Source organism: Corynebacterium sp. LaCa54, assembly GCF_046717495.1.
In the GTDB taxonomy this organism is placed as follows: Bacteria; Actinomycetota; Actinomycetes; order Mycobacteriales; family Mycobacteriaceae; genus Corynebacterium; species Corynebacterium kefirresidentii.
Map to the genome: position 1 here is coordinate 1 of NZ_CP177116.1, position 19,010 is coordinate 19,010.

Sequence of the window (19,010 nt, forward strand, 5' to 3'; positions counted from 1 at the left end):
ATGACTCGAGTAATTTCCGTAATTCAGTCGAAGGGCGGGACAGGGAAGACCACACTTTCGGTAATGCTCGCAGAAGCAATTCGGAAGATGGGCTATACGGTTGCAGTCGCAGACGGCGACCCCCAGCAATCTGCCACCCGATGGGCGAGCAGAGTAAAGGATTTTCCATTTCCCATCGAATCTGTCCGCAGTTCAAGTGATTTCCCTGGAGTAGTCAGGAGAGGGAATAATCCGGACTTTCTTATAGTCGACACCCCTCCAGGTGGTTTAGCTTTCATAACCGAAAGCGCCGAGGCTGCCGATTTAGTCCTTCTTCCAACTGGTGTTTCCCCGATGGATATTGACAGAACACAGGTAACCCTTTCTTGGCTAATAGAAATGGGGATACCAACAGCAGTTGTTCTGTCGAATGTCGACAGAAGGGAAAAACTTCTAGATGAAGTCCATGCCGAGCTGGAGGGTGATGAGACTGCAGCGCTTGCCGAAACAGTCATCCCAACGAGGGCGGCTACACGTCGCGCTTTCGGAACAAAGCCCAGTAGTACGAAGGTTTGGGATTCTTTGGCTCGAGAAGTAGTCGCAGCATTTGAGGATTAAGGGGTGGGCAATGGCAATTCCAAAGGCTAAAAATAAGGCGCGGGAAGAGTCGTCTGGAAATAGGTCGGAGGGCTCGCCTTCAACAAAGATGTTCGCTCAAGCTAATGATAAAGCGACACGCCTTCAGTTGTACGTCCGCGATCGGCAATTGATTAAAGAGCTCAAACTCGCCGCAGTGGAAGAAGAGAAGAGTATCTCCCAACTTTTTGAAGAGTGGGCAACACGATGGCTCGAGGAAAGGAGCTAACTACCTGGTGTATACACCTACATACACATATGCGGATATAGGTATATACACCTATGCGCTCTAGTGCTTTGAACTCGCTGTTTCTAGAGCTCTGGGCCTTGTTCTTCTTCAAGCTCGTCAGCAGGTGCTTGTTCGTCGGTGGTATCGCTGTCGTTGGTAACGCTTTGTTGCTCGCCACCTAGGCCGAGGCTGGCGAGGAAGTCGAGGCTTGCTTGTGCGCCCTCGTTCAGATCGCCGGCGTCTTCGCCCTGGGCGTTGTCGGTGTTGTCGGCTTCTGGGGCGGTCTCAGGTGCTGGTGCTTCTTCTTCCACCTCGTTGTAGGAGGTGTCTGGCTCGTCATAGCCAGTGGTGTCGTGCTCGTAGGCTGCGGCGATGGCCTCCGCCATCATGTCGCGGATTGCTTCTTGGGCAGGTTCGTCTATGCCAAGACGGCGTAGTTCGTAGGTGCGTTGTGCGGCCAAGAGGTTTACTTCATCGGCAATGTAGCCTGCATGGTCGGCAACATCGTTCGGGATTTTTTCTGCGCGCAAACGGGTAGCGATGTCGGCGCGGTCGGCCCAGTCCATTTTCTCACGGCGGAGAGTATCGAGGCGTTGTTGCAGCCTATCGGTGTGCTCGCTGTCGTGCTGTTCGGCTGCATGTAGGCGCTTGTCCCATTCTTCTGTGTCGTCGGCGCGGTAGCAGATTTCCTCCCACAGACCTGCCTCCGGCAGATTAGCCCCAGTGTCTTCAATAGCCTGCTGGGCAAGCGTGCGGCGCCTATGAGCACTATCAAGACGCGCGTGCGCATGGTCTATGCGCTGTTGATAGGTGCCATAGCCTGCCGCGTCGTGGTCGTATTCCTGCTCGGCAACCGGGCGAGTGTAGTCGTCTTGAAGGAGGCGTTGGCGCTCAATGTCTGCGCGGGCTGCTTCTTCTTCCCGCAGGGCTGCACTGTGGTCTGCCATGGCTTTCTCGTAAGCGCGAATACGCGCAGCATCAAGGCGTACCTGCTGGAAGTTCGCCTTTACCTCGTTGGCAGCAGCGTTTTTATCTTCGTGGAGGCGAGTAGTAATACTTGCTTCCTGCCAGGTCAGCGATTCCACCTTGGAACGAGCAAAGCGTGCGTGCTCTGCCAGCACCTCCTGGTTAAGCCGGTTGAGGTTATGTTCTTGACCTGTAAGGCGGGTGGTCTCCGCGCGGTCGTAAGGGTTGTGGGTGCGCAGCCACGTATCGAGTTCCATGTCCGCATGCCTGGAGATAGGTGGTAGTTGGTTGCTCTTTCCGGTATCGCGCTGGCGGAGCTGTTCATCTAGGCGGTAGCGGATAAGCCGTGCCGGATCATGGGCGTTGTCAATATCGCGGGTAGCCGCGTCCATGACGGTGCGCGGGTCAATGCCTGCGTCAATAAGCTGTGCCCAGCCATAGCGAATAGGTGCTACACCGTCGTCGCTGGCGTCAATCTTGTGGGCAAGATCACCGGGCAGGGTGTCGATCCAGTCCGGTAGGTAAGCGTCGATGAAGTCATTGGTGGCTTCATCTCTACCCATAAGCCACAGTCCCATCATGCGATCGGGTGAGGTCTGCTCGTCTACAACGTCGGCTATGACCTCGCGTGCGGCCTTCGGGCTGTTATCGCGAGAGATTGCCTTATTAAAGACGTCCCTGACACTGGGGGCTTGGCGTATTCCTTGGTAGTGGTAGTGGCCTTCCTCGGCAAGTTCATCTAGCTGGTGTTCGGTTACCGCATAGATGTGGTTGGCAAGCTTGCCTCGGGTCAGTGCAACATACAGCCCTGCCCTATCGACGTGGTGGTCAATGATCGCGCGGGTGCAGTCCACGGTGCTGCCCTGGGCGCGGTGGACGGTAGCCGCATAACCTAGCTGCACATTGTCGTGGACGTAGTCTGCTGGCAGGCACAGCTCTTCGCCGGTTGCCTTGTTGCGGGCGGTGATACTGCCATTCTCGGCAATGGCGGTAACGGTAAGCAGCGTGCCGTTGTTAATACGGGCACTCGTAGCGGTCTCATCGTCGTAGAAAGTCTGGTTTTTGCGCGCCAGAATCGTATCGCCCACACCTGCTTTTTCGCCTCTAGAAAGCTGGGCTTCCACGGTGGTGTCCACCTCGCTGTGGGCGATGTAGTGGGCGCGGATTGTCTCGTTGAGTTCTGCCACATCGCGGTTGGTGGCAGCAATAAGAAGACTGGTTTTACCGCTAGAAATATCCGCCAAGTAGTCTGCTGCGGCCTTATCCAGCATGTCGCTGCGTGCGCCACCATTGACCCAACCACGCTCAGCGTAGAAGTCGAACGTAGACGAATCACCTTCACGCAAGCGCAAGCTGGTAGCCGATTGCTCACTATCTCCGCCAAAGCGCACGACTTCGGAGAGTTGATTATCAGTGCGGCCAGAAGCGTTGACCATAGCGCCGAAAAGTCCGCCGTTTTCGACCGCGCCGAGCTGTTTATGGTCACCAATAAAGCGCACGACTGCGCCTGCTTCTTCGGCAATCTCTAACAGTGACCCGATGTTAGGGGTCGAGGCCATGCCGGCCTCATCGACGATGATCATATCGCCCGCGTTAATGGATACTGGAAGAGCTTTGAGGCTATGGCCGGGCTTTGTTGGGTGGTTTCCGCGCCAGGTGTAGGTGAGTTTGTCGATGGTAAAAGCGTCAAAGCCTAAGTCTTTAGACAACACCTCTGCCGCCTGCGCAGACGGGGCCAGGCCAATCACGTTGCGGCCCTGGTTCGCCCACACGTTGGCAACCAGGCGCATAGATGCGGTCTTGCCGGTACCTGCCGGGCCTACGCCGGTAGCAGCCAGTGTGCCGCAGGTAAGGAGGTAGCGGGCCATGGATTCCTGCCCTGAGTTAAGGCGGAACCCAGCCTGGGCTTCGTGCTCATCAAGTGCTTTATCAATCGCTGCCGATGGTGCGAATGCGGCCACCGGCTCGTTGAGTGCGCCCAGTGCTTTGTCTTCGGTATCGAGAATGTCCTGGGTGGTATAAAGCTCGCTATCAGCGCGGGTGTCTCGGGCTTTACCTGCCGTGTTTTTGAGTGCTTCGGGCAGTTCTAGGACGTCAAAATCGTTCAAGGAAATGGCCTTATCGCGCACAATAGCCTCCACCACAATGGCGTGGATAAGGTCGCGCTCGGCGAGTGATGCGAAGCGATAGCCTTGGAGTTTTCCACCCGCAGCAGTCGCTACATGCGAGGCGCGAAAGTAGGAACGACGCCTGACAACGGTGTCTAAAACCTCGTCAATAAGACCCGGAAGGTGTTCCTCTGCGTGAAATACTGGGCGCTCATCACGGGTATCTGCTGCTGCAAGTTGGGCGATGTCAGCGAGTTCTTCTGCCCCGTTTTCGCGGGCGGCAACGTCTTTTCTCCAGCCTGCGCGAAGCTCGGATAGGCTTTCTGGTTCACGCTTCGCGTCACGGGTTTCCAAGATAGCTTGCTGCCACAAACGGCCCACCTCAACCGAGTTAGGCGTAGCTCCACGTGCGGCAACAAACTCTTCAACGAGTCGCTTGTAGACCGGCTGTGCGCCGCGTCGACGCTTGGAAAAAGACTCCATCAGCGAGGCGGAAATACCGTCGATCTCCCACGTGGGTTCCTTATTTGTCCCGTGGTCGCAGGCGGTGAATGTGTAGCCCATTTGGTTAGAAAGCAGGGTGTTCAAGATGGAGTCATAGCGGTGCGAAATAGCCTGAGCCTGCTTATGCAGTGCCTTGGAATCAAGCGATAGCCAACGTCCGTCTTCGGCTTGAACCTTGTTGGATACCAGCACGTGCGAGTGAAGATCAGGGTCTCCTGAGCGCGTATCGTAGTGCTTAAACTCGGAGGCAATAACACCTTTTGTCTTGATTTGTTCGCGCCCCTGCTTGCCAGAGCGAGTGAAGATCACGTTATCTTCTGCCCACGCTATGGCCTCTTTCACGGCCTGGTGATGAAGCGCCTCAATACGCCGCGCGGTCTCTTCATCAGACAACGCCCACGCCACCGACACGGACTTAGCAGGCGAAAAGGTCAGGTCAAAACCCGAGACAGATTGACGCACATTGTCTTTTAACCCGTTGACCCAGTTGACGACTTCCCGGCCCGATTGCGGCTCGACACCGTGTTCTTCAATGAAGAATTCCCGGCCAATATCCTGGACTAATTCGGCGCGTTCTTGCTTGCTCATCAACGTGCCAGTGGTCTGCCGGTGGCGGCGTTCCGCGTCACGCAAAGCAACCAAAACCGGAACATCATTCGTGAAGTTAGCAAACGGACGCCCCAACTGGACGTCCTTGATTCTCTGCCCCTCGGACATCTTCATATCCGCATCTGGGTGCAGACCTACGCCGTACAACGCGGCCATTTGAGACTCGGTAACTTCCCCACCCAGGCTTACCGTTTCGGTGTTCAAACCGGCCAGACCAGAGCCTAACCAACGACCTGGCGGGGTGCCTTTCGCGTCGTAGTACTTCGACAAACTTGGCGCGTCTGTCGGCCCATCATTGGTAGCCACAGAGCGCAACAGGTACTCATATCCTGTTCCGCTGTTGACTACGCGCAGGGTCATCATGCGCCCTAGTCTAGCAGCCAAAACCCGATTAACACTAAGAGTGCCAATAGTGTGTTGTAAAAAGGGCGCCCGCGCCCGCCGCTACAGGTCTACAGCGCTGTCGAAAGCCTGAAGGGATAGTCCGCTGATTGCTTCCGGTTGCGCCGAACTTCCCGCGTGGAGTTTGTGTCAGGGGTGGGGCGGTGTGTTCGCTGGCATTGTGGGCTTATGGTTACCGCAAGTAGAAGTTTGAAGAAGCGTCAGGGACTACGTCAGCATCTCGAAGAAGAACAGCGTAAGCTGCGTGACCGCAAGAAGAAGCTCAACGAGAAGATAGGTCACGCCTCGCAAGCAGTTATCGACCTAGGCGAATCAAAAGAACTCGTGCGCGAGCTCATCGGCGTGAGCCAACGCGATTTCAACGCAATACTCAAGACTGCTAAGGAATCCTCCCCTAGTGCCGAGGATTCCTCTGGAGAAGATGAGGCGAACGCTGACGATAGTGAGTGCCAGGACAACGACGAAGCCGCCAGCGCCCTCAGTAGAGAGAAAGTCAGTCTTCGGCGTTGGTAACTGCGACTACTGTTGTTCGCTCGGGTCGTAGTATTTGCCGGGGTTGGCGGGCGCGGCGTCATACGGGTTGGAGTATCGAGAGTCGTTAGTCTCGTCCGTAGCGTGCTCGTAGTGGTCAGCCATGGAGCCAACCATCACACCGAGGAAGGCGAGGCAGTACCAGGCGATTGCCCGGCCTAGTGTCTGATGATTCCTGTCCCCAATCCCGCGCTTCGTATCTGGGCAATGAGAATCCAGACCGGCATGGCGATGAGTGCAGCTGGGGACATGGTTGGTAGCCGATAAATGGCAGTGCGTCCCAGGAGGCGTCCTTCCTCTCTGTGGCGCGCGCCGCTCATGATGCTGTTAAAGAGTTTGAGAAGATTCCTCCAGTCTTGCGTATGGTAAACATTGTTTACAGAGTGTCGATTAAACAATTCTATCGACAATCCTAAGAGTGGCAGCAGTGGTAAACAATGTTTACCACTGCTGCCAAGGAGAGGATACTGCATATGAAACAAGCACCCCACCCTTCCGGACGTGTGGTGTCTGTACGGATGCCAGATGAAATCATTGAACGACTCGATGCTCTCTGCGATAGGACAGGACGTAGTCGAGGTTTCTACTTAAAAATGGCTATTACAGCCATGCTTCCCAAACTAGAAGAATTCCATTGGAATCAAGTGGCTGCAGACTTCGAAGAGAAGACAATCAACAACTTGTTTAACCAAATAATGCTCAACGGTCTAAAAGACGAGCCCGAAGAACAAGAGTGACTCCACTAATGCCTTAGGTTCCGAGCAAGCTTCATCAAAGCAAACAGCCGATAAGGCTTCTTGGCAACAGCCGCCACCAGTACTAAATCTCCCAGTAAGTCACACTGATGTGATTTAATAGGCGGAGAAAATAAAAAGCCGCGCCTCACATTCTTGGGGTGCGCAGCGCGAGCGGCACACACCCTCGGTTCAAGTCCAGGGCGCGCACGTTCCTCAAAACATGAGGAAACCCCCGCATCATCGAGCTGCAACTCTAGCGGGGGTTCAAACCAAAAATCGACACCACCGTGTCGGTTAAGACTTTACCACTTCCACACGGACAGTGAGCAAAGCACAACACGGGCGGTGTCGATAATCCGAAAGGAGAACAAGGCACCATGCAGCCCCGAGACGATCGCCGCGCCAAGCTCGAAGCAGTCAAGGAACTAGCTCGCAGGCAAGAACATGATGCGGCACAAGAACTCCTGCAAGCCCAAGATGTCGGCTACACCTCCAAACTCTTTGTTCAAGCACTCTTCCCCTACCGCAAAACCGACGACGACAAGCGAGTTATCGAAACCCCATCGGGAAAAATCGTCGTCTACTCAGACGAAGGCTTGCCCTACGGCAAGTACCCGCGCCTCATCATGGCCTACGTCATTACCCGAGCCGTAGCCAACGCAGGAAAAGTCAAAGACGGCACCCTAACCATCGACGAAGCCTGCCGCATTCCACTAGGCCACTCGATGAACCACTTTCTCCAAGCAATCGGAGTTCCCACCAGAGCAAACGGTGGAAGACGAGGAAATCTCACCATCCTGCGTGAACAACTTCTACGCCTTGCTGGTTCAATGATTACCGTTAAAAGCGACGACGGAATTCACGCACGCGGACGCAACACCCAGCTCATGGAAGAGTGGGATCTTTGGTTCGACTCCCGCGACCCCAACCAGGGCAGCTTCATTGAGTCTTACCTCAAACTCACTCCCCAGTTCTTCAAGCACATTGCCGAATCCCCCATCCCCATCGACCTCAACGTCCTGCGCGAGCTCAACAAACCCCGCGCAATGGACATTTACATCTGGCTTACCGTAAAGCAATACTGGCTGGCTAAAAACAACCGCGAAGCCTACACCTTCACCTGGGACATGATCGCCGCAAACTTCACCACCAAAGCGTTAGACTCCAACGACGCACGACAGAACTTCCGCAAAGAAATCAAAAAGGCTATCCAGGAGCTAAGGACAGCGTGGCCCAACGCCGGCATTACAGCCGACACAGACGGAGTAACCGTCACCAGAACCGCCCCATCAGTTCAACAGAAACCACCACGCCCCGAACTCGACTAGGCCAATCGCGGAGAAGCAGCGCCCTCTGGGGCGCTTTCTTTTTACCCAAAAGCAAACTGCGCATATTTACCGATACAAACAACCCCATTTCCCTTGCGCTGATTTACCACACACTCTGCGCTGATTTACCACACAACCCCATTTCCCCTGGTAAAGCTGCGCTGATTTACCACACAACCCCATTTCCCTTGCGCTGATTTACCACACACTCTGCGCTGATTTACCACACACTCTGCGCTGATTTACCACACACTCTGCGCTGATTTACCACACAACCCTAAGTTATCCACAGGGTTTTACCTGCGGGTTTACCTATTTTCCCAGGTGGCTTATAACTATATCCCTGTAGATCTATATCCCCAGCCGCTCAACCAACAAAACCGTTCACTACGGGTTACTGTTTATGCTCCCGCCTCGCCTGACGGCTCGTTGGGCTGCCGCCCAAATCAATAGATTTGGTTGCCACCAAACACCCCACAACAACCACAGTCCTACGACCCTCCACGTAGTTTTGTGCTTCTTGCAAACAAGGGTAAACCCCTGTACGACACACAGCGTGACAACCGAGGTGGTACTCGATGTACTACTTGTAGGTAGCAAGCGTACGATCGCACGCATTTTGCAGCACCGGACAATCCCGTTAATAACAGCGACTCCTACTTCGCTGGCCAGATATATTAACCGGACACGTTTATTGAACCTGAAGGTTGACCTTAACGCTGCGTCAGGGTTTACGTTTAGGGACATGCCAATCTCGATGATCGACAGCGCCACGGGAATGCGCACGATGTTGGATAGCCCTCCGGGACAGTGGCAGGAGGCCGCTCGTAAATTATGGGAGCCCATAGCTGGCATGTATTTCTTCATTCCAGGCGGTCTCGATATGGCTACCGCGCACAGTCAGAACTTCGGATTCGGCCCGGATGCCTCACATCAGCAAGTAAATGATGCGCTCTACAAATTGGAGGAGGCCAACGCTTGGTCTCGAGTTGAGCAAGCTCTCGCTAAAGGGGTTCAATACTTGGCGACTGCTAACCCAGGACTCATGATTCCTGACCTCACTGTGCTTCTAGTGTTAGGTGATCCTTCCAACGAGCACTTCATGGACGAAGTTCGAGGCCTGTCGGCCTTCGGTGGGATCAGTGGCTACATTGCCATCACCATCTGGCCGACTGAGGAAGTTCTCCATCGTCTAGAAGCGATTGCCCTACACGAGTTGCGCCACAACGTCCGATATTCAGCTGACGGCATCGTATGGGACCCGCAGACAGTGACCGTCGGTGAGCACGTCGTGGCCGAGGGACTAGCCGACCTATTCGCTGCCCAGTTCTACAGTAAGCGTGGATATACGCACTTCGTCACCGACCAAACCAGATCGAGAGAAGATGTACTAAGACGGGTCGTCGAGGGCTTGGATGTGACAGGCATGCAGGACTTCGCCGCATGGGTGCTTGGAGATTCGAGCGCCCGTCTGATGGGATCGAAACCGGTCGGACTACCCACCGGAGCTGGTTACGCCGCAGGGGCTCGTATCACCAAAGCCTACATGGATAAGACAGGTCGGACGGCCGCCGAGTGTGTCACCACACCCGCCGCTGAAATCTTAAATGTTGCCTTGCCACAACTAGGCCTGACGCGACACGACAGCTGACAAGAAACACCTGGTATGTCTTGCCGTAGGGCAGGACATACCAGGTGTTTTAGGGCTGCTGCGTGGTGAGCTTTTCGTAATTGGCAAACAACAGCTCCTGGCACTGCCGGACGGTCGTGAGCTTACGGGAAGCGCCAAATGCCTTATCCACCTCACGGTCAAGCGCGTCATGCGCCTTGATGAGTTCCGGGGCCATGGCGAGTGGGTTGTAGTGCTCGGCCAGCGAGCGCTCTGGGTGCAGCGCGCGGGCATCGAGCACCTTCTTGCCTGCCTTAATAATGCGCTGCCGTGTTTTCTCGTCGAACTCTGGCACGGGGAACGTGTACCACGTCAGAGTTGATCCGAAGCGGAGATCGGATTTAATTCGTCCTTCAATTGTTTATTACGTGGCAAAACAAACAATTGAAGGACGAAATCAAAGAGAATTGAAGACCTTCTGGGTCAGGTAGAACGAAGTTCGCGTCTCCAGCTAAAACGCAGAGCGCTTGAATTTACGCAAAGAAACAACACTTACGAAAAAAGAAACCGCGCTTAATAGTAATGGAATACGGCCGGGTGGAACCTCTAAAGCGAAAAGAAGGAGTTTCCAATTTGTATCAGACAATGATGGCCAAAGAGCAGTTTGTAAGACAAGCTGTGCTACAAGCGACAAAGCAAGTGTATCCACACCCACATATCTACCTATAAGAAGCGTCAAACCTGTAAGAACAGTAGATACATAAGCAAATCTAGTGCTTCCTATGCCGCAAAGGGAAAATACCCAAGGAATAATCCATAAAGTTACGAGGACTATACCGTCAATAAACAGCCAATTCCGTGAAGCTTGCGCTTCTAACCTGGAAATCTGATTTCTGAAAAAAATCACTGGCAATGCGGCGTAAGAAAACGAACATAAAGTGCCAACGTTTGCTCCAGCGGTATCAGCGAGCCAAGGGATATTTAGTAACCATCCCTCAGCAAAAGCAAGAACAAAGCCGATAAACAGCACCATGACTAAAACAGTAATTAGCCTATGCCCACGGCAGTACAAGAATGCGTATGATGTCATGAGCTAATTGCTAACTCTGCACACAGTGTGCTCGATACGCTGAACAACATCTTCAACGTTAACTTGTCGATTAGGCTCCCAAGGAAGACCACTAAGCGTAATTCCCAAATCTTTCGCCGGAATTCCGCAGATTTTAGCGTCTGAACGAATCAGTTCTGCAGATCCAGCTTGATCCACGAACTCTCCAACTATCCCCTCTACCGTGGATTGGCCGCTTAAACTTAAATGCTCTTCCGAAAAATCTCCCCACATCACAGGACGTTCTGAAAAATCTCTCCACTCAGTGGGTGCTATTTTAGAGAAAGCATCCCTCGCCTGGATATTAAGTAATATATTTTCGCTAGGAATTTCAGGCCATGCGCATACATTAGAAGAGCAAACAAGCTGACGAGAATCTCTTTGTGCAAGGCCAAACTCTGTGAGTTGCTGCGCCCAAGCAAAAGAACCGATAAGACAGAGAAGCCCTAAAAAGAAAGTTAACATATACATTTTACTACTGTGCCTAAACAGTGCCGCAACCGAGACTATGGTCAGTGTAGCTCCGATAATCCCTGCAATTGCTGTCCCAATTGCTTTCACATCTAGCGTTGCATCATAAGAACAGCACGCTAAAAAATCACCAGTTATATGTCTTAGGGCTCCAGGAGAAGTGGCTGGAACTACCGCATACCACGTATATGCAAGCGCAGCTGATACAGACACTGATATCAGTGGTTTAAACGAAAAACCAAGTGCACTTCCGATTAGCGTCCAACAGATGCCGACGATGGACGAGTAAGCCAGCATAACCCAAAAGATTAAAGAGCCGAACAGCGCAGAATCAGTACTTTGTGAAAGACTTGCTAATACATAGCCAAGGGGAAAAATCAGCGACCATGCAAACATTCGGTTCACATAAATACGAACTACAGATTTTCTCCCCATCTGCACTAGAGGACGAAAACGTGATGCTTCCCATGCCATTGCGGCAGAAACCGCAGGAGCAATTACGAAGAACACCAGTGTAGATTGAGCAGCATTCGACTCATAGTATGGCGTCTTTCCTAATTCCGAAATAGGAACTGCGCTAAGGATTAGCCCAATAAGGCAAATCCATAATGATGGACGACGAAGCCAGTGTTTAACGCCGAAATTAGGAATCACTGTAGTTTCCTCTCCGTACAAGAGATCGTGAGAGAATATGCGCTGGGGTATTTCCCGACTCTGTAGCTAGCTGTACAAAATCTTGCCGTGAACCATCGAAATGTAGCTTCCCCTTATCAAGAACAAGGACACGCTCGAAAGGTCTCTGTAGTTCGCCGGCATCATGCGTTGAGACAACTAGGTTATGCCCTCTATCCACAATCCGTTGATATACCTCAGTGACATGTTCTTTGTTAAGTGGATCAAGTGCCGCACTAGGTTCATCAAGCAGTAATGTTTCCGCCCCAGAGTTCAACGCAGTGGCGATCGCTAGCCTAGAGCGTTCTCCGCCGCTAAGACTTTCGCACCGTTGACTAGACACTCTTGACAAATCTACAAAATCTAGCCAATCTAAGCTTTCTTTCTTTGCAGTCTTTTTATCTCGTCCGAACAACCAAGCAACATAAGCGCAGTACTCACTAGAGGTGAAACCGGTAATAGGGTTAAATTTCTGCTCCACTATAGATATAGATCCTTCCCTCAGGACTGTTCCTTCCTTCGGAGAAGAATCTGATGCAAGAGCAGAAAAAAGCGTTGATTTCCCAGCACCATTAGCCCCCAGTAGAAGCGTGGGGCGTTCATCTATCACCAGCTGCGGTATATCCAGAATTGTCTTATTTGAACGCCGTACCCTTAGTGCATTAACCTGGATGGTCGCTACCATACAAATTTCATCCACTTGATGGTCAAGTGGTTCCAATCAAATGTATGGATATCAGCATGATACTTTCCTGCAGCCTGGCGCCCCCAACCGCCTCGGTCCCATCCCCCATAGCATCTATTGAACGCACGCGATCCTAGGTCGGGGTCCGGCCTCTTAGAAAGCTCTCGGCGCAGGGTCATCTCAACTTTTCCAGGAGATCCTGGTGTAGCATTTGAGCAGTTAGCTGCTGTAATCTCCGTGTTGTAACCATCAATGTTTCGATCGGTCCAGCCACGAGTCCTGTATTTATCGCGAACCCCGTTAACACTGGTTTCAAAGTGTCCCTCCGCGTTCGCTGGAGCAGCGAACATAGAAACCGCCAAGGCAGTAACTAGCCCTGCTGCAATTTTCTTCTTCACAGTACTTTTCCTTTCGAAAGTTAAGCACGCCAAAATCGGCCTCGCCTTTATGCGTCTGTCTCAAGCTCTAAGTGTTGGATGGCTTTTACCTATGCCTGAAACAGTTTTACCTTAACTTATCCGTTTATAGTATGCACAGCCCGCAGTAAAGATATTTTAATTAATTACCCCCAATTACCCCTTATCCCCAAGTTTTATCCACCTCTAAAGTGCATGTTCATATTCATACGCCACGAGGAAAACGCCAAGTTCAAACGGCATAAATCTTTCGAGTTGACGCGTCCCTCACTAGGCTAGGGCCCCTTTGTCCTTGCAGACATATAGCGGGGATCGTACGTGCGCAGAAGTAGACATACGACTACACAGCTTTCCTCTCGCTGTGTGGCAACTTCGCTTTGATGTCTTCGACTACTTGCCTTTATGTTTGGCCTTCTTTTTAGCGGCACGGATCTGAAATTTCCGTTGTGCTTCTTCGCGCCGAGCGATCCGCGAAGTTTTCTTTTTGTTTGCGTTAGCTAGTTCGAAATTTAATTTTGTTGCTTCTTGGGCTTTCGAGGACACCCCTGAGGTCTTGCTGCTCCTTATTGACTTTCCGCTGCAGGCGTTTGGGATTTCCTCGCTGTGGCGCTTCAATAGCGCCAGGTATAGGTACGGAGCGATGGGCACGTTTGACTAGGGAAGAACCGTTGACGAGCAGCCACTCATAGAGTTCGGCATTATTAGGTTCTGGACCGAAAACTACTCGGACGGCGCGGAGCTGGTTGTTGCTGGAAGTCTCGTAGACTCCGCACCAAAATTGACCATCGTGGAAAAGGGTGAATTGAGCAGGCAAAGTTGTCTCCAGGTACGCTAAAGCGGACCTGACGACGCTGGATTCTTTAACTCTCATGAGAATAAGAGCTAAAGCGACGGATAGCACTGGTTAGTGTTATCGCTCAGACTTCCTACTGAGACTGTGCGTTTTGCGCATCAGGATCTTACGGAGGGTAACACTAACACACCCTGAGGGTAGAGAACGCAGCCAACTGATGTGGCAGGAATGAATGCCTAAGCAGGAGAATAGACAATGCGCGCCCAGTGTGGGAGTATTGCGAAACCTCCGTGCGCGCATTAGCCTAAAACACGACAGCACAGTTCACCTTTGAATTGCGGCTGCACAATAAAAAGGGCCCCAACGAGTGCCAGCTCGTTGAGACCCTCGGGCCTTAAAGACCCACGTGAAGCATCACCACAATGAGCCTCACGGTAGCGGTCACAACGTTGAGGACTCCGCTCACCAGGTTAAGGATTGCAGCTCCTTTGGTGGCGGGGTCTTTTCTCTTGTGACCGGGTGTATCCAATGAGTGTTTACCCATTGTCTACCTCCCTTTGCGTCGTAGGGTTGTCCGCTCGCCTGAAAAAAGGGCGCGCGGGACAGCCCACGTCACGCGCGGGCCTTACCGCGCACCGACGAGGAAGTCACGCCCACACCCCACCACGAGTAGCGGGGGGTGGTTGTGAACCAGAAATAACGTTAGCAGCCGCACCTGACGAGACCTAGAAGCATGATTCCACCCTTGCCTTTATAAAAGCCGCCCACGAGGCAAAATGCACACAGAGACACTCGTAGCCGTACTTGGACTCATCAATCTCGTCGTGTGGAGAATGTTTTCTCTAAATCGGATTGCGCAGGTTACTCGTAGGTTAAAGAACTGTGTGTAGTTAATAAATATGAAAAGCTTGATTTAAATGTATTGTTGCTAGATCTTCGCATGTCCATTTGTTACGTACCTAGGCAGGTGATTTTCGTGGCTGCACCGTTTTACAGAAAGGAAGAAAATGACAAGCTCGCTTGTCGCCGACGGAATAAAAATAATCCGTGGGAATAGAGTCATCATCAACAATTTTTCGTCAAAGCTGAGATCCAGTGACATCGTGGCAATGGTAGGGCGAAATGGGGCTGGAAAATCAACCATAATGTCAGCGCTGACAGGTCACCTTATACCTACCGAAGGAAAGATTCACGTCCTGTCGGACAAAAAAGAGAAAGATGACGACCTATCTTCTTCGGTTGCCTTCGTATCACAAGGCCGTCCCCTCTATTCGAGTATTACGGTAGAGCAGCATACTCGACTAGCCCGTGATATTAACGACTCTTTCAACTATCAGTGGGCAAAAGAAAAAATTGAGTCACTCGGAATATCCGGGAAATCAAAAGTATCTCAATTATCTGGTGGGCAGCATACTCAAGTCGCGCTGATTATTTCTCTAGCGCGGAATAAAAAATTCATGATTCTCGATGAACCTATGGCTGATCTAGATCCAGTAGTTAAAATCTGGGTTCGAGAACTCTTGGAACAGGCGGCGAAAGAAGATGGCGTTGGGATATTAGTATCATCGCATACCGTATCTGATTTATCTGCAATACTTACCCATCTTTGGGTAATTGAAGAAGGGGATCTTCTTGCGTCTGTAGCGAGGGAAGAAATTGATCCACAAAAAGATAGTGCCTTTGAAGAATTTGTGCTTGAGCATCTGACTAGGAAAGGCCTCTAATGCTAAAAGTAGCTTTACACTACTTCAAAATTGACCGACCCGCTTGGCTATCATGTGCGGCAATTCTTGTGCTACTGGCTTTATTGGCGGCATACGAAGTCAATTTCAAGCCTTATCTTGGGATGACTGAAATGCTGGCCGGTATTGTCCCCATGTTCGCCGGAATTGTGTGGGCAGTGGCTTTATTCTCTAAAGAATTTGAGACGAAATCTGTTGTCTGGTCCTTAAGCCAAGATCTCTCTTCCTCCAAGTGGTTTTTCTGCCGTATTATTAGCCCTCTAATCTCAGCACTAATCTTTGGAGTTTGTGTATGGGGGATTGTGGAAGTCAGTCAGCTGCGCTCGGACGGGTTGAATCAAGGTAAAAACATGATGTCGTACTCGTACATCGCTGGCCATGCCCTCTACCCAGCTGTGGTGACGGTACTAATGGTGTCTATTGCTTCGATTGCTGGCGTAGTTTTTAAAAAATCAATTCCCGCTGTGGCCGTAACTTTCGCATTAGGTTTATTGGTAGGAACGACAGGAGCTTCTTGGCTTAATCCTCTCCTTCCCGTTGAAAAGGGGGAATTTTCAGGGCCACACCCAGATCCAGCCCTTCTTCCAGTCCCCGGCGATATTCTTGAATCAGAGCCAATCGAAAACGGAAAATACTTGGTTGAGTTTTATCCAAATTCAGCGTTCTGGCAAGCGCAGACGCTTTACACCTTAATGTGGCTCCTACTCTCACTAATCCTTTTGGTCTCCACGCTTTTTCTATTTAAGCGGGCTTCTAAAAAGGCGATTTAGTCTCTGGAGAGTTGTCTGCGCTTAAGCGCAGACAACTTCACAACATCATCGATAAGTTCTACGACCTTGATTGCCAACTCCAGCTTCTTCCCGGAAGTGGCGTCAGGGTCTTTTCCTTTATGGCTGAGTGTGTCCAATGAGTGCTTATCCATTGTCCGTCTCTCTTGCCCGACTGGACTCGCAACATAATATCGCCTCCGACACGTATCGCAGCTTTCCACGGTGGGAAACGCGCACCGAGTTACTCGTAGCCGCCCTCAAGTCTGTCGATTTCCTCGCCTACACGCTGAGGGTATTCATACGAACACGCAGGTAGAACTGTATTCGGGAGGACATATGCTTTAGCGTATGTTGTGCCATAAGGCACGCACTGTGGGGCGTATTTTGCCCACACGCCGCGCCGTATCTATGCGTTTTTCAACGCCCGATACACCGTAGGACGAGTGACCCCGAATTCCCGCGCCAAGGCTGCTTTCGACTCCCCCGCCAGTGTGCGCCGCTTAATCTCCGCCACCTGCTGCGGGCTTAGAGCAGGTTTGCGGCCTTTGTACTTGCCGGCCTTTTTCGCCAACGCAATACCTTCCGCCTGGCGCTCGCGGATAATGGCCCGCTCAAACTCCGCAAAGCTACCGAGAATACCGAGCATTAAATCCGCACGCGGATCTGTGGTGTCTTTCGCAAAGACAAGATTCTCATGCAGGAAAGTAACAGTCACACCCTTGCTGGTGAGTTCATCAACAATGCCGCGCAGATCCGTAAGTGAACGGGCGAGGCGATCAATCGACGAGACGACGAGTTCGTCACCGTCGCGCACATACGCCATGCACTCGACAAGCCCAGGGCGGGCAGTCTTGGTGCGGCCGGAAATCTTATCTTCAAAGAACCGGTCAATCCTGCCGGAAGCATTGAGTAGTTCTTTCTGGCGCTGATTATTTTGCTCCATCGTGGAGACACGGATATAGCCCACCCGCTGCCCATGCGAACCAGAGTCATTGCCCATTAGTCTTCGCCCCGCGAGGGCGTAAAGGCAGCATTCTCCTGGGCAATGACCGCATCACGATACGACTCAACCACCCGCGCCAAGTCAGACAACTGTGCCCCGTCGAGACCATCAGCGTCAGCAAGCAAGGACTGCACAATCCTGCCCAACGCCTGCTGCCCCGACGACAACCCACCATGCAGATCTTTCACCCGCGCCAACGCGGGCACAGAGTCAATATGACTTTCAATATGGAAACCATCCGACGACAACACCACACTCACCACTTTCTGTAAACATAAGGCCTAAACCCAGTTAAACACCCGTAAAACAATTCTAGGAACGGCCCTATTTTACAGGAAACATTCTGCCCCGAACCGGCGTAACAATAGGGTGTACCCCATTGGGGCGCTGGCGGTTTTTGTCTCGCGGGTAACATTGGAGGGGAAGTATTAATTTAGCGTGATTGTGAGGGGCACTAATGAAGGAAGTTGTTTTTGACGATCGCCAGGAGCATTCGGGCGATTTTTTGGCAAGCTTGGGGATTGGTCGTAGTGATTTGACTGATCAGGAGCGAGAGCGTGCGTTGGCGGAGATTGAAGCGGGCTTAGTGGCATTGAAACGCCCTTTCCATGTGGAGATTCGTGATGTCGCGTTAGTTGTGCGTAATGTGCCGGATGAGCTCGGCCATTTGCATAGTGCTTTGAAGTAAAGCGTTCTTGTGTGGCAATGCGACAACACCCACCCTTCGGGGTGGGTGTTCGTTCTCTTAGTGAAGTGCTGGCCATTCTCGGAGGTTCAACCGGTCGCACAATCACGTTCATGATCGTCGTCTCTGAGAGTTAATCTGCGACGCTGCAGGGGATGATAGGTTATGGGCTTTAAGTTAAGTTGTATTTTTTTTTGAAAAGGTGTAACTTGGTGAACATCAAGCCGCAAGGCAAATAAGCTCTGGCCCTCAGTTGAACTGGGGGCCATCTTTTTTATAACAATGGGGATTGTTTAAGCGCCTGGGGGATCCATTTTTCGTTTCGGAGCCAGATCCCTAGGTCTTCGTTTATAGCTTTGGCAATTGTCACGCAGTCTTGGTGCGTTCTGCTGACAGCGTCAGTGTCTTTGATAAGTGGACGTCTGTGGGTGGCGCGGTTGCGGATATCCTTTATCGCCATTACGCGTTGTTGAAAATCTACTCTATCTGGGGAATTTAGATGGGGAGCGAACGCTTCATTCCAGAGAATCACGCGTGCATTATTTTCGCGAGCGTGTTTCTTTGGCAATAGGTGGACCCAGTTTCCAAAGGTTAGTCCTGCCACATAATCGTCATGTGTTGGAATTCCTTCGACTGTTTGCGTGTGGGCGTATTCTTTCAGCGCCGTACCTTCGGAAGGGATAACTAACTCTTTCAGCTTTCCTTCGGGGTTGGTTAGCCATTCGGGGGAGCCATTTTGTGGTGATTTACTGTTCCATTGAGCTAAAGCCCGATCTATAAAATTTCGGAGCAAAACTTCAACTTCGCCTGTCGTTCTATCTACAACTGATGCGAGATATCCGTTCCATAGGTACAACTCAGCCGCCAAAATAATAATTCGTTGTTCAGTCTCGGCATGTTTTTTGGCGATGTCTAAGTAGGTCTGTCTTCTTGGGCGGGGAAGTGCGTCGACGATTCTGCGCGCATCAGTGTACGTAAGAGGGTTGGTATAGAGATTCATGACATAACCTTTCGTAGAAATACTTTC

At 51.7% G+C, this 19,010-nt stretch carries 20 protein-coding genes; 9 read left to right on the forward strand and 11 right to left on the reverse strand.

What is annotated here, in order from left to right; translation table 11 throughout:
* Positions 1-597 carry a ParA family protein gene (locus tag ACLI1M_RS11710; protein ID WP_083306137.1) on the forward strand — a complete coding sequence of 199 codons (597 nt, stop codon included), beginning with the start codon at positions 1-3 and terminating at the stop codon, positions 595-597.
* A 10-nt stretch (positions 598-607) separates the two neighbouring features.
* Positions 608-844, forward strand: coding sequence for a peptide transporter (locus tag ACLI1M_RS11715; RefSeq protein ID WP_411706753.1), 237 nt, complete (start codon positions 608-610; stop codon positions 842-844).
* 83 nt (positions 845-927) lie between these two features.
* Here the strand turns inward: ACLI1M_RS11715 and mobF are convergent, their stop codons facing one another.
* On the reverse strand, positions 928-5,394 hold the full coding sequence (gene mobF, locus ACLI1M_RS11720) for a MobF family relaxase (RefSeq protein ID WP_411706754.1): 4,467 nt from the start codon (positions 5,392-5,394) through the stop codon (positions 928-930).
* Positions 5,395-5,622: 228 nt separating this feature from the next.
* On the opposite strand from mobF, the gene ACLI1M_RS11725 reads away from it, so the two are divergent.
* The 4 genes from ACLI1M_RS11725 to ACLI1M_RS11740 all read left to right on the forward strand — a co-directional run bounded on the left by ACLI1M_RS11725 (position 5,623) and on the right by ACLI1M_RS11740 (position 9,680).
* Positions 5,623-5,946 (forward strand): 3-deoxy-D-manno-octulosonate 8-phosphate phosphatase, encoded by a 324-nt coding sequence (locus ACLI1M_RS11725; RefSeq protein ID WP_411706755.1) that lies wholly within the window; start codon positions 5,623-5,625, stop codon positions 5,944-5,946.
* A 491-nt stretch (positions 5,947-6,437) separates the two neighbouring features.
* Complete coding sequence (locus ACLI1M_RS11730) at positions 6,438-6,701, forward strand: ribbon-helix-helix domain-containing protein (RefSeq protein ID WP_347004743.1); 264 nt, start codon at positions 6,438-6,440, stop codon at positions 6,699-6,701.
* 377 nt (positions 6,702-7,078) lie between these two features.
* Positions 7,079-8,029, forward strand: coding sequence for a replication protein RepA (locus ACLI1M_RS11735; RefSeq protein ID WP_293823871.1), 951 nt, complete (start codon positions 7,079-7,081; stop codon positions 8,027-8,029).
* Positions 8,030-8,774: 745 nt separating this feature from the next.
* The gene (locus tag ACLI1M_RS11740; RefSeq protein WP_411706756.1) at positions 8,775-9,680 is read left to right on the forward strand and encodes a DUF2268 domain-containing protein; all 906 of its coding nucleotides are present in this window, start codon (positions 8,775-8,777) and stop codon (positions 9,678-9,680) included.
* 49 nt (positions 9,681-9,729) lie between these two features.
* Here the strand turns inward: ACLI1M_RS11740 and ACLI1M_RS11745 are convergent, their stop codons facing one another.
* The 7 genes from ACLI1M_RS11745 to ACLI1M_RS11775 all read right to left on the reverse strand — a co-directional run bounded on the left by ACLI1M_RS11745 (position 9,730) and on the right by ACLI1M_RS11775 (position 13,861).
* Positions 9,730-9,993 carry a type IIL restriction-modification enzyme MmeI gene (locus ACLI1M_RS11745; RefSeq protein WP_239278981.1) on the reverse strand — a complete coding sequence of 88 codons (264 nt, stop codon included), beginning with the start codon at positions 9,991-9,993 and terminating at the stop codon, positions 9,730-9,732.
* A gap of 156 nt (positions 9,994-10,149) precedes the next feature.
* Positions 10,150-10,671, reverse strand: a complete 522-nt coding sequence (locus tag ACLI1M_RS11750; RefSeq protein ID WP_293823972.1) for a hypothetical protein — start codon at positions 10,669-10,671, stop codon at positions 10,150-10,152.
* A gap of 60 nt (positions 10,672-10,731) precedes the next feature.
* Positions 10,732-11,871, reverse strand: a complete 1,140-nt coding sequence (locus ACLI1M_RS11755; RefSeq protein ID WP_411706757.1) for a hypothetical protein — start codon at positions 11,869-11,871, stop codon at positions 10,732-10,734.
* A complete protein-coding gene (locus tag ACLI1M_RS11760) occupies positions 11,861-12,574 on the reverse strand; it encodes an ATP-binding cassette domain-containing protein (RefSeq protein WP_259887946.1) in 714 nt (237 codons plus the stop codon). Before ACLI1M_RS11760 ends, ACLI1M_RS11755 begins: the two co-directional genes overlap by 11 nt.
* Positions 12,568-12,972 carry a hypothetical protein gene (locus ACLI1M_RS11765; protein ID WP_411706758.1) on the reverse strand — a complete coding sequence of 135 codons (405 nt, stop codon included), beginning with the start codon at positions 12,970-12,972 and terminating at the stop codon, positions 12,568-12,570. The genes ACLI1M_RS11760 and ACLI1M_RS11765 overlap by 7 nt, the downstream gene beginning before the upstream one ends.
* Positions 12,973-13,380: 408 nt before the next feature.
* Complete coding sequence (locus ACLI1M_RS11770) at positions 13,381-13,533, reverse strand: DUF2992 family protein (protein ID WP_411706759.1); 153 nt, start codon at positions 13,531-13,533, stop codon at positions 13,381-13,383.
* Positions 13,484-13,861, reverse strand: a complete 378-nt coding sequence (locus tag ACLI1M_RS11775; RefSeq protein WP_411706760.1) for a YjdF family protein — start codon at positions 13,859-13,861, stop codon at positions 13,484-13,486. The genes ACLI1M_RS11770 and ACLI1M_RS11775 overlap by 50 nt, the downstream gene beginning before the upstream one ends.
* Before the next feature lie 929 nt (positions 13,862-14,790).
* Here ACLI1M_RS11775 and ACLI1M_RS11780 point away from each other — a divergent pair.
* Positions 14,791-15,507 carry an ATP-binding cassette domain-containing protein gene (locus tag ACLI1M_RS11780; RefSeq protein WP_239275684.1) on the forward strand — a complete coding sequence of 239 codons (717 nt, stop codon included), beginning with the start codon at positions 14,791-14,793 and terminating at the stop codon, positions 15,505-15,507.
* A complete protein-coding gene (locus ACLI1M_RS11785; RefSeq protein ID WP_248100321.1) occupies positions 15,507-16,295 on the forward strand; it encodes an ABC transporter permease in 789 nt (262 codons plus the stop codon). Before ACLI1M_RS11780 ends, ACLI1M_RS11785 begins: the two co-directional genes overlap by 1 nt.
* A 406-nt stretch (positions 16,296-16,701) precedes the next feature.
* Here ACLI1M_RS11785 and ACLI1M_RS11790 read toward each other — a convergent pair whose 3' ends face one another.
* Both ACLI1M_RS11790 and ACLI1M_RS11795 read right to left on the reverse strand, forming a co-directional pair.
* Entirely contained in the window at positions 16,702-17,295 is a 594-nt protein-coding gene (locus tag ACLI1M_RS11790; protein WP_411706761.1) for a recombinase family protein, read from the reverse strand.
* Positions 17,295-17,432, reverse strand: coding sequence for a hypothetical protein (locus ACLI1M_RS11795; RefSeq protein WP_162488989.1), 138 nt, complete (start codon positions 17,430-17,432; stop codon positions 17,295-17,297). Before ACLI1M_RS11795 ends, ACLI1M_RS11790 begins: the two co-directional genes overlap by 1 nt.
* A 323-nt stretch (positions 17,433-17,755) precedes the next feature.
* On the opposite strand from ACLI1M_RS11795, the gene ACLI1M_RS11800 reads away from it, so the two are divergent.
* Positions 17,756-17,986, forward strand: coding sequence for a hypothetical protein (locus ACLI1M_RS11800; protein WP_070731439.1), 231 nt, complete (start codon positions 17,756-17,758; stop codon positions 17,984-17,986).
* A gap of 271 nt (positions 17,987-18,257) precedes the next feature.
* Here the strand turns inward: ACLI1M_RS11800 and ACLI1M_RS11805 are convergent, their stop codons facing one another.
* Positions 18,258-18,983 carry a hypothetical protein gene (locus ACLI1M_RS11805; RefSeq protein WP_411706742.1) on the reverse strand — a complete coding sequence of 242 codons (726 nt, stop codon included), beginning with the start codon at positions 18,981-18,983 and terminating at the stop codon, positions 18,258-18,260.
* Between the last annotated feature and the right edge of the window lie 27 nt (positions 18,984-19,010).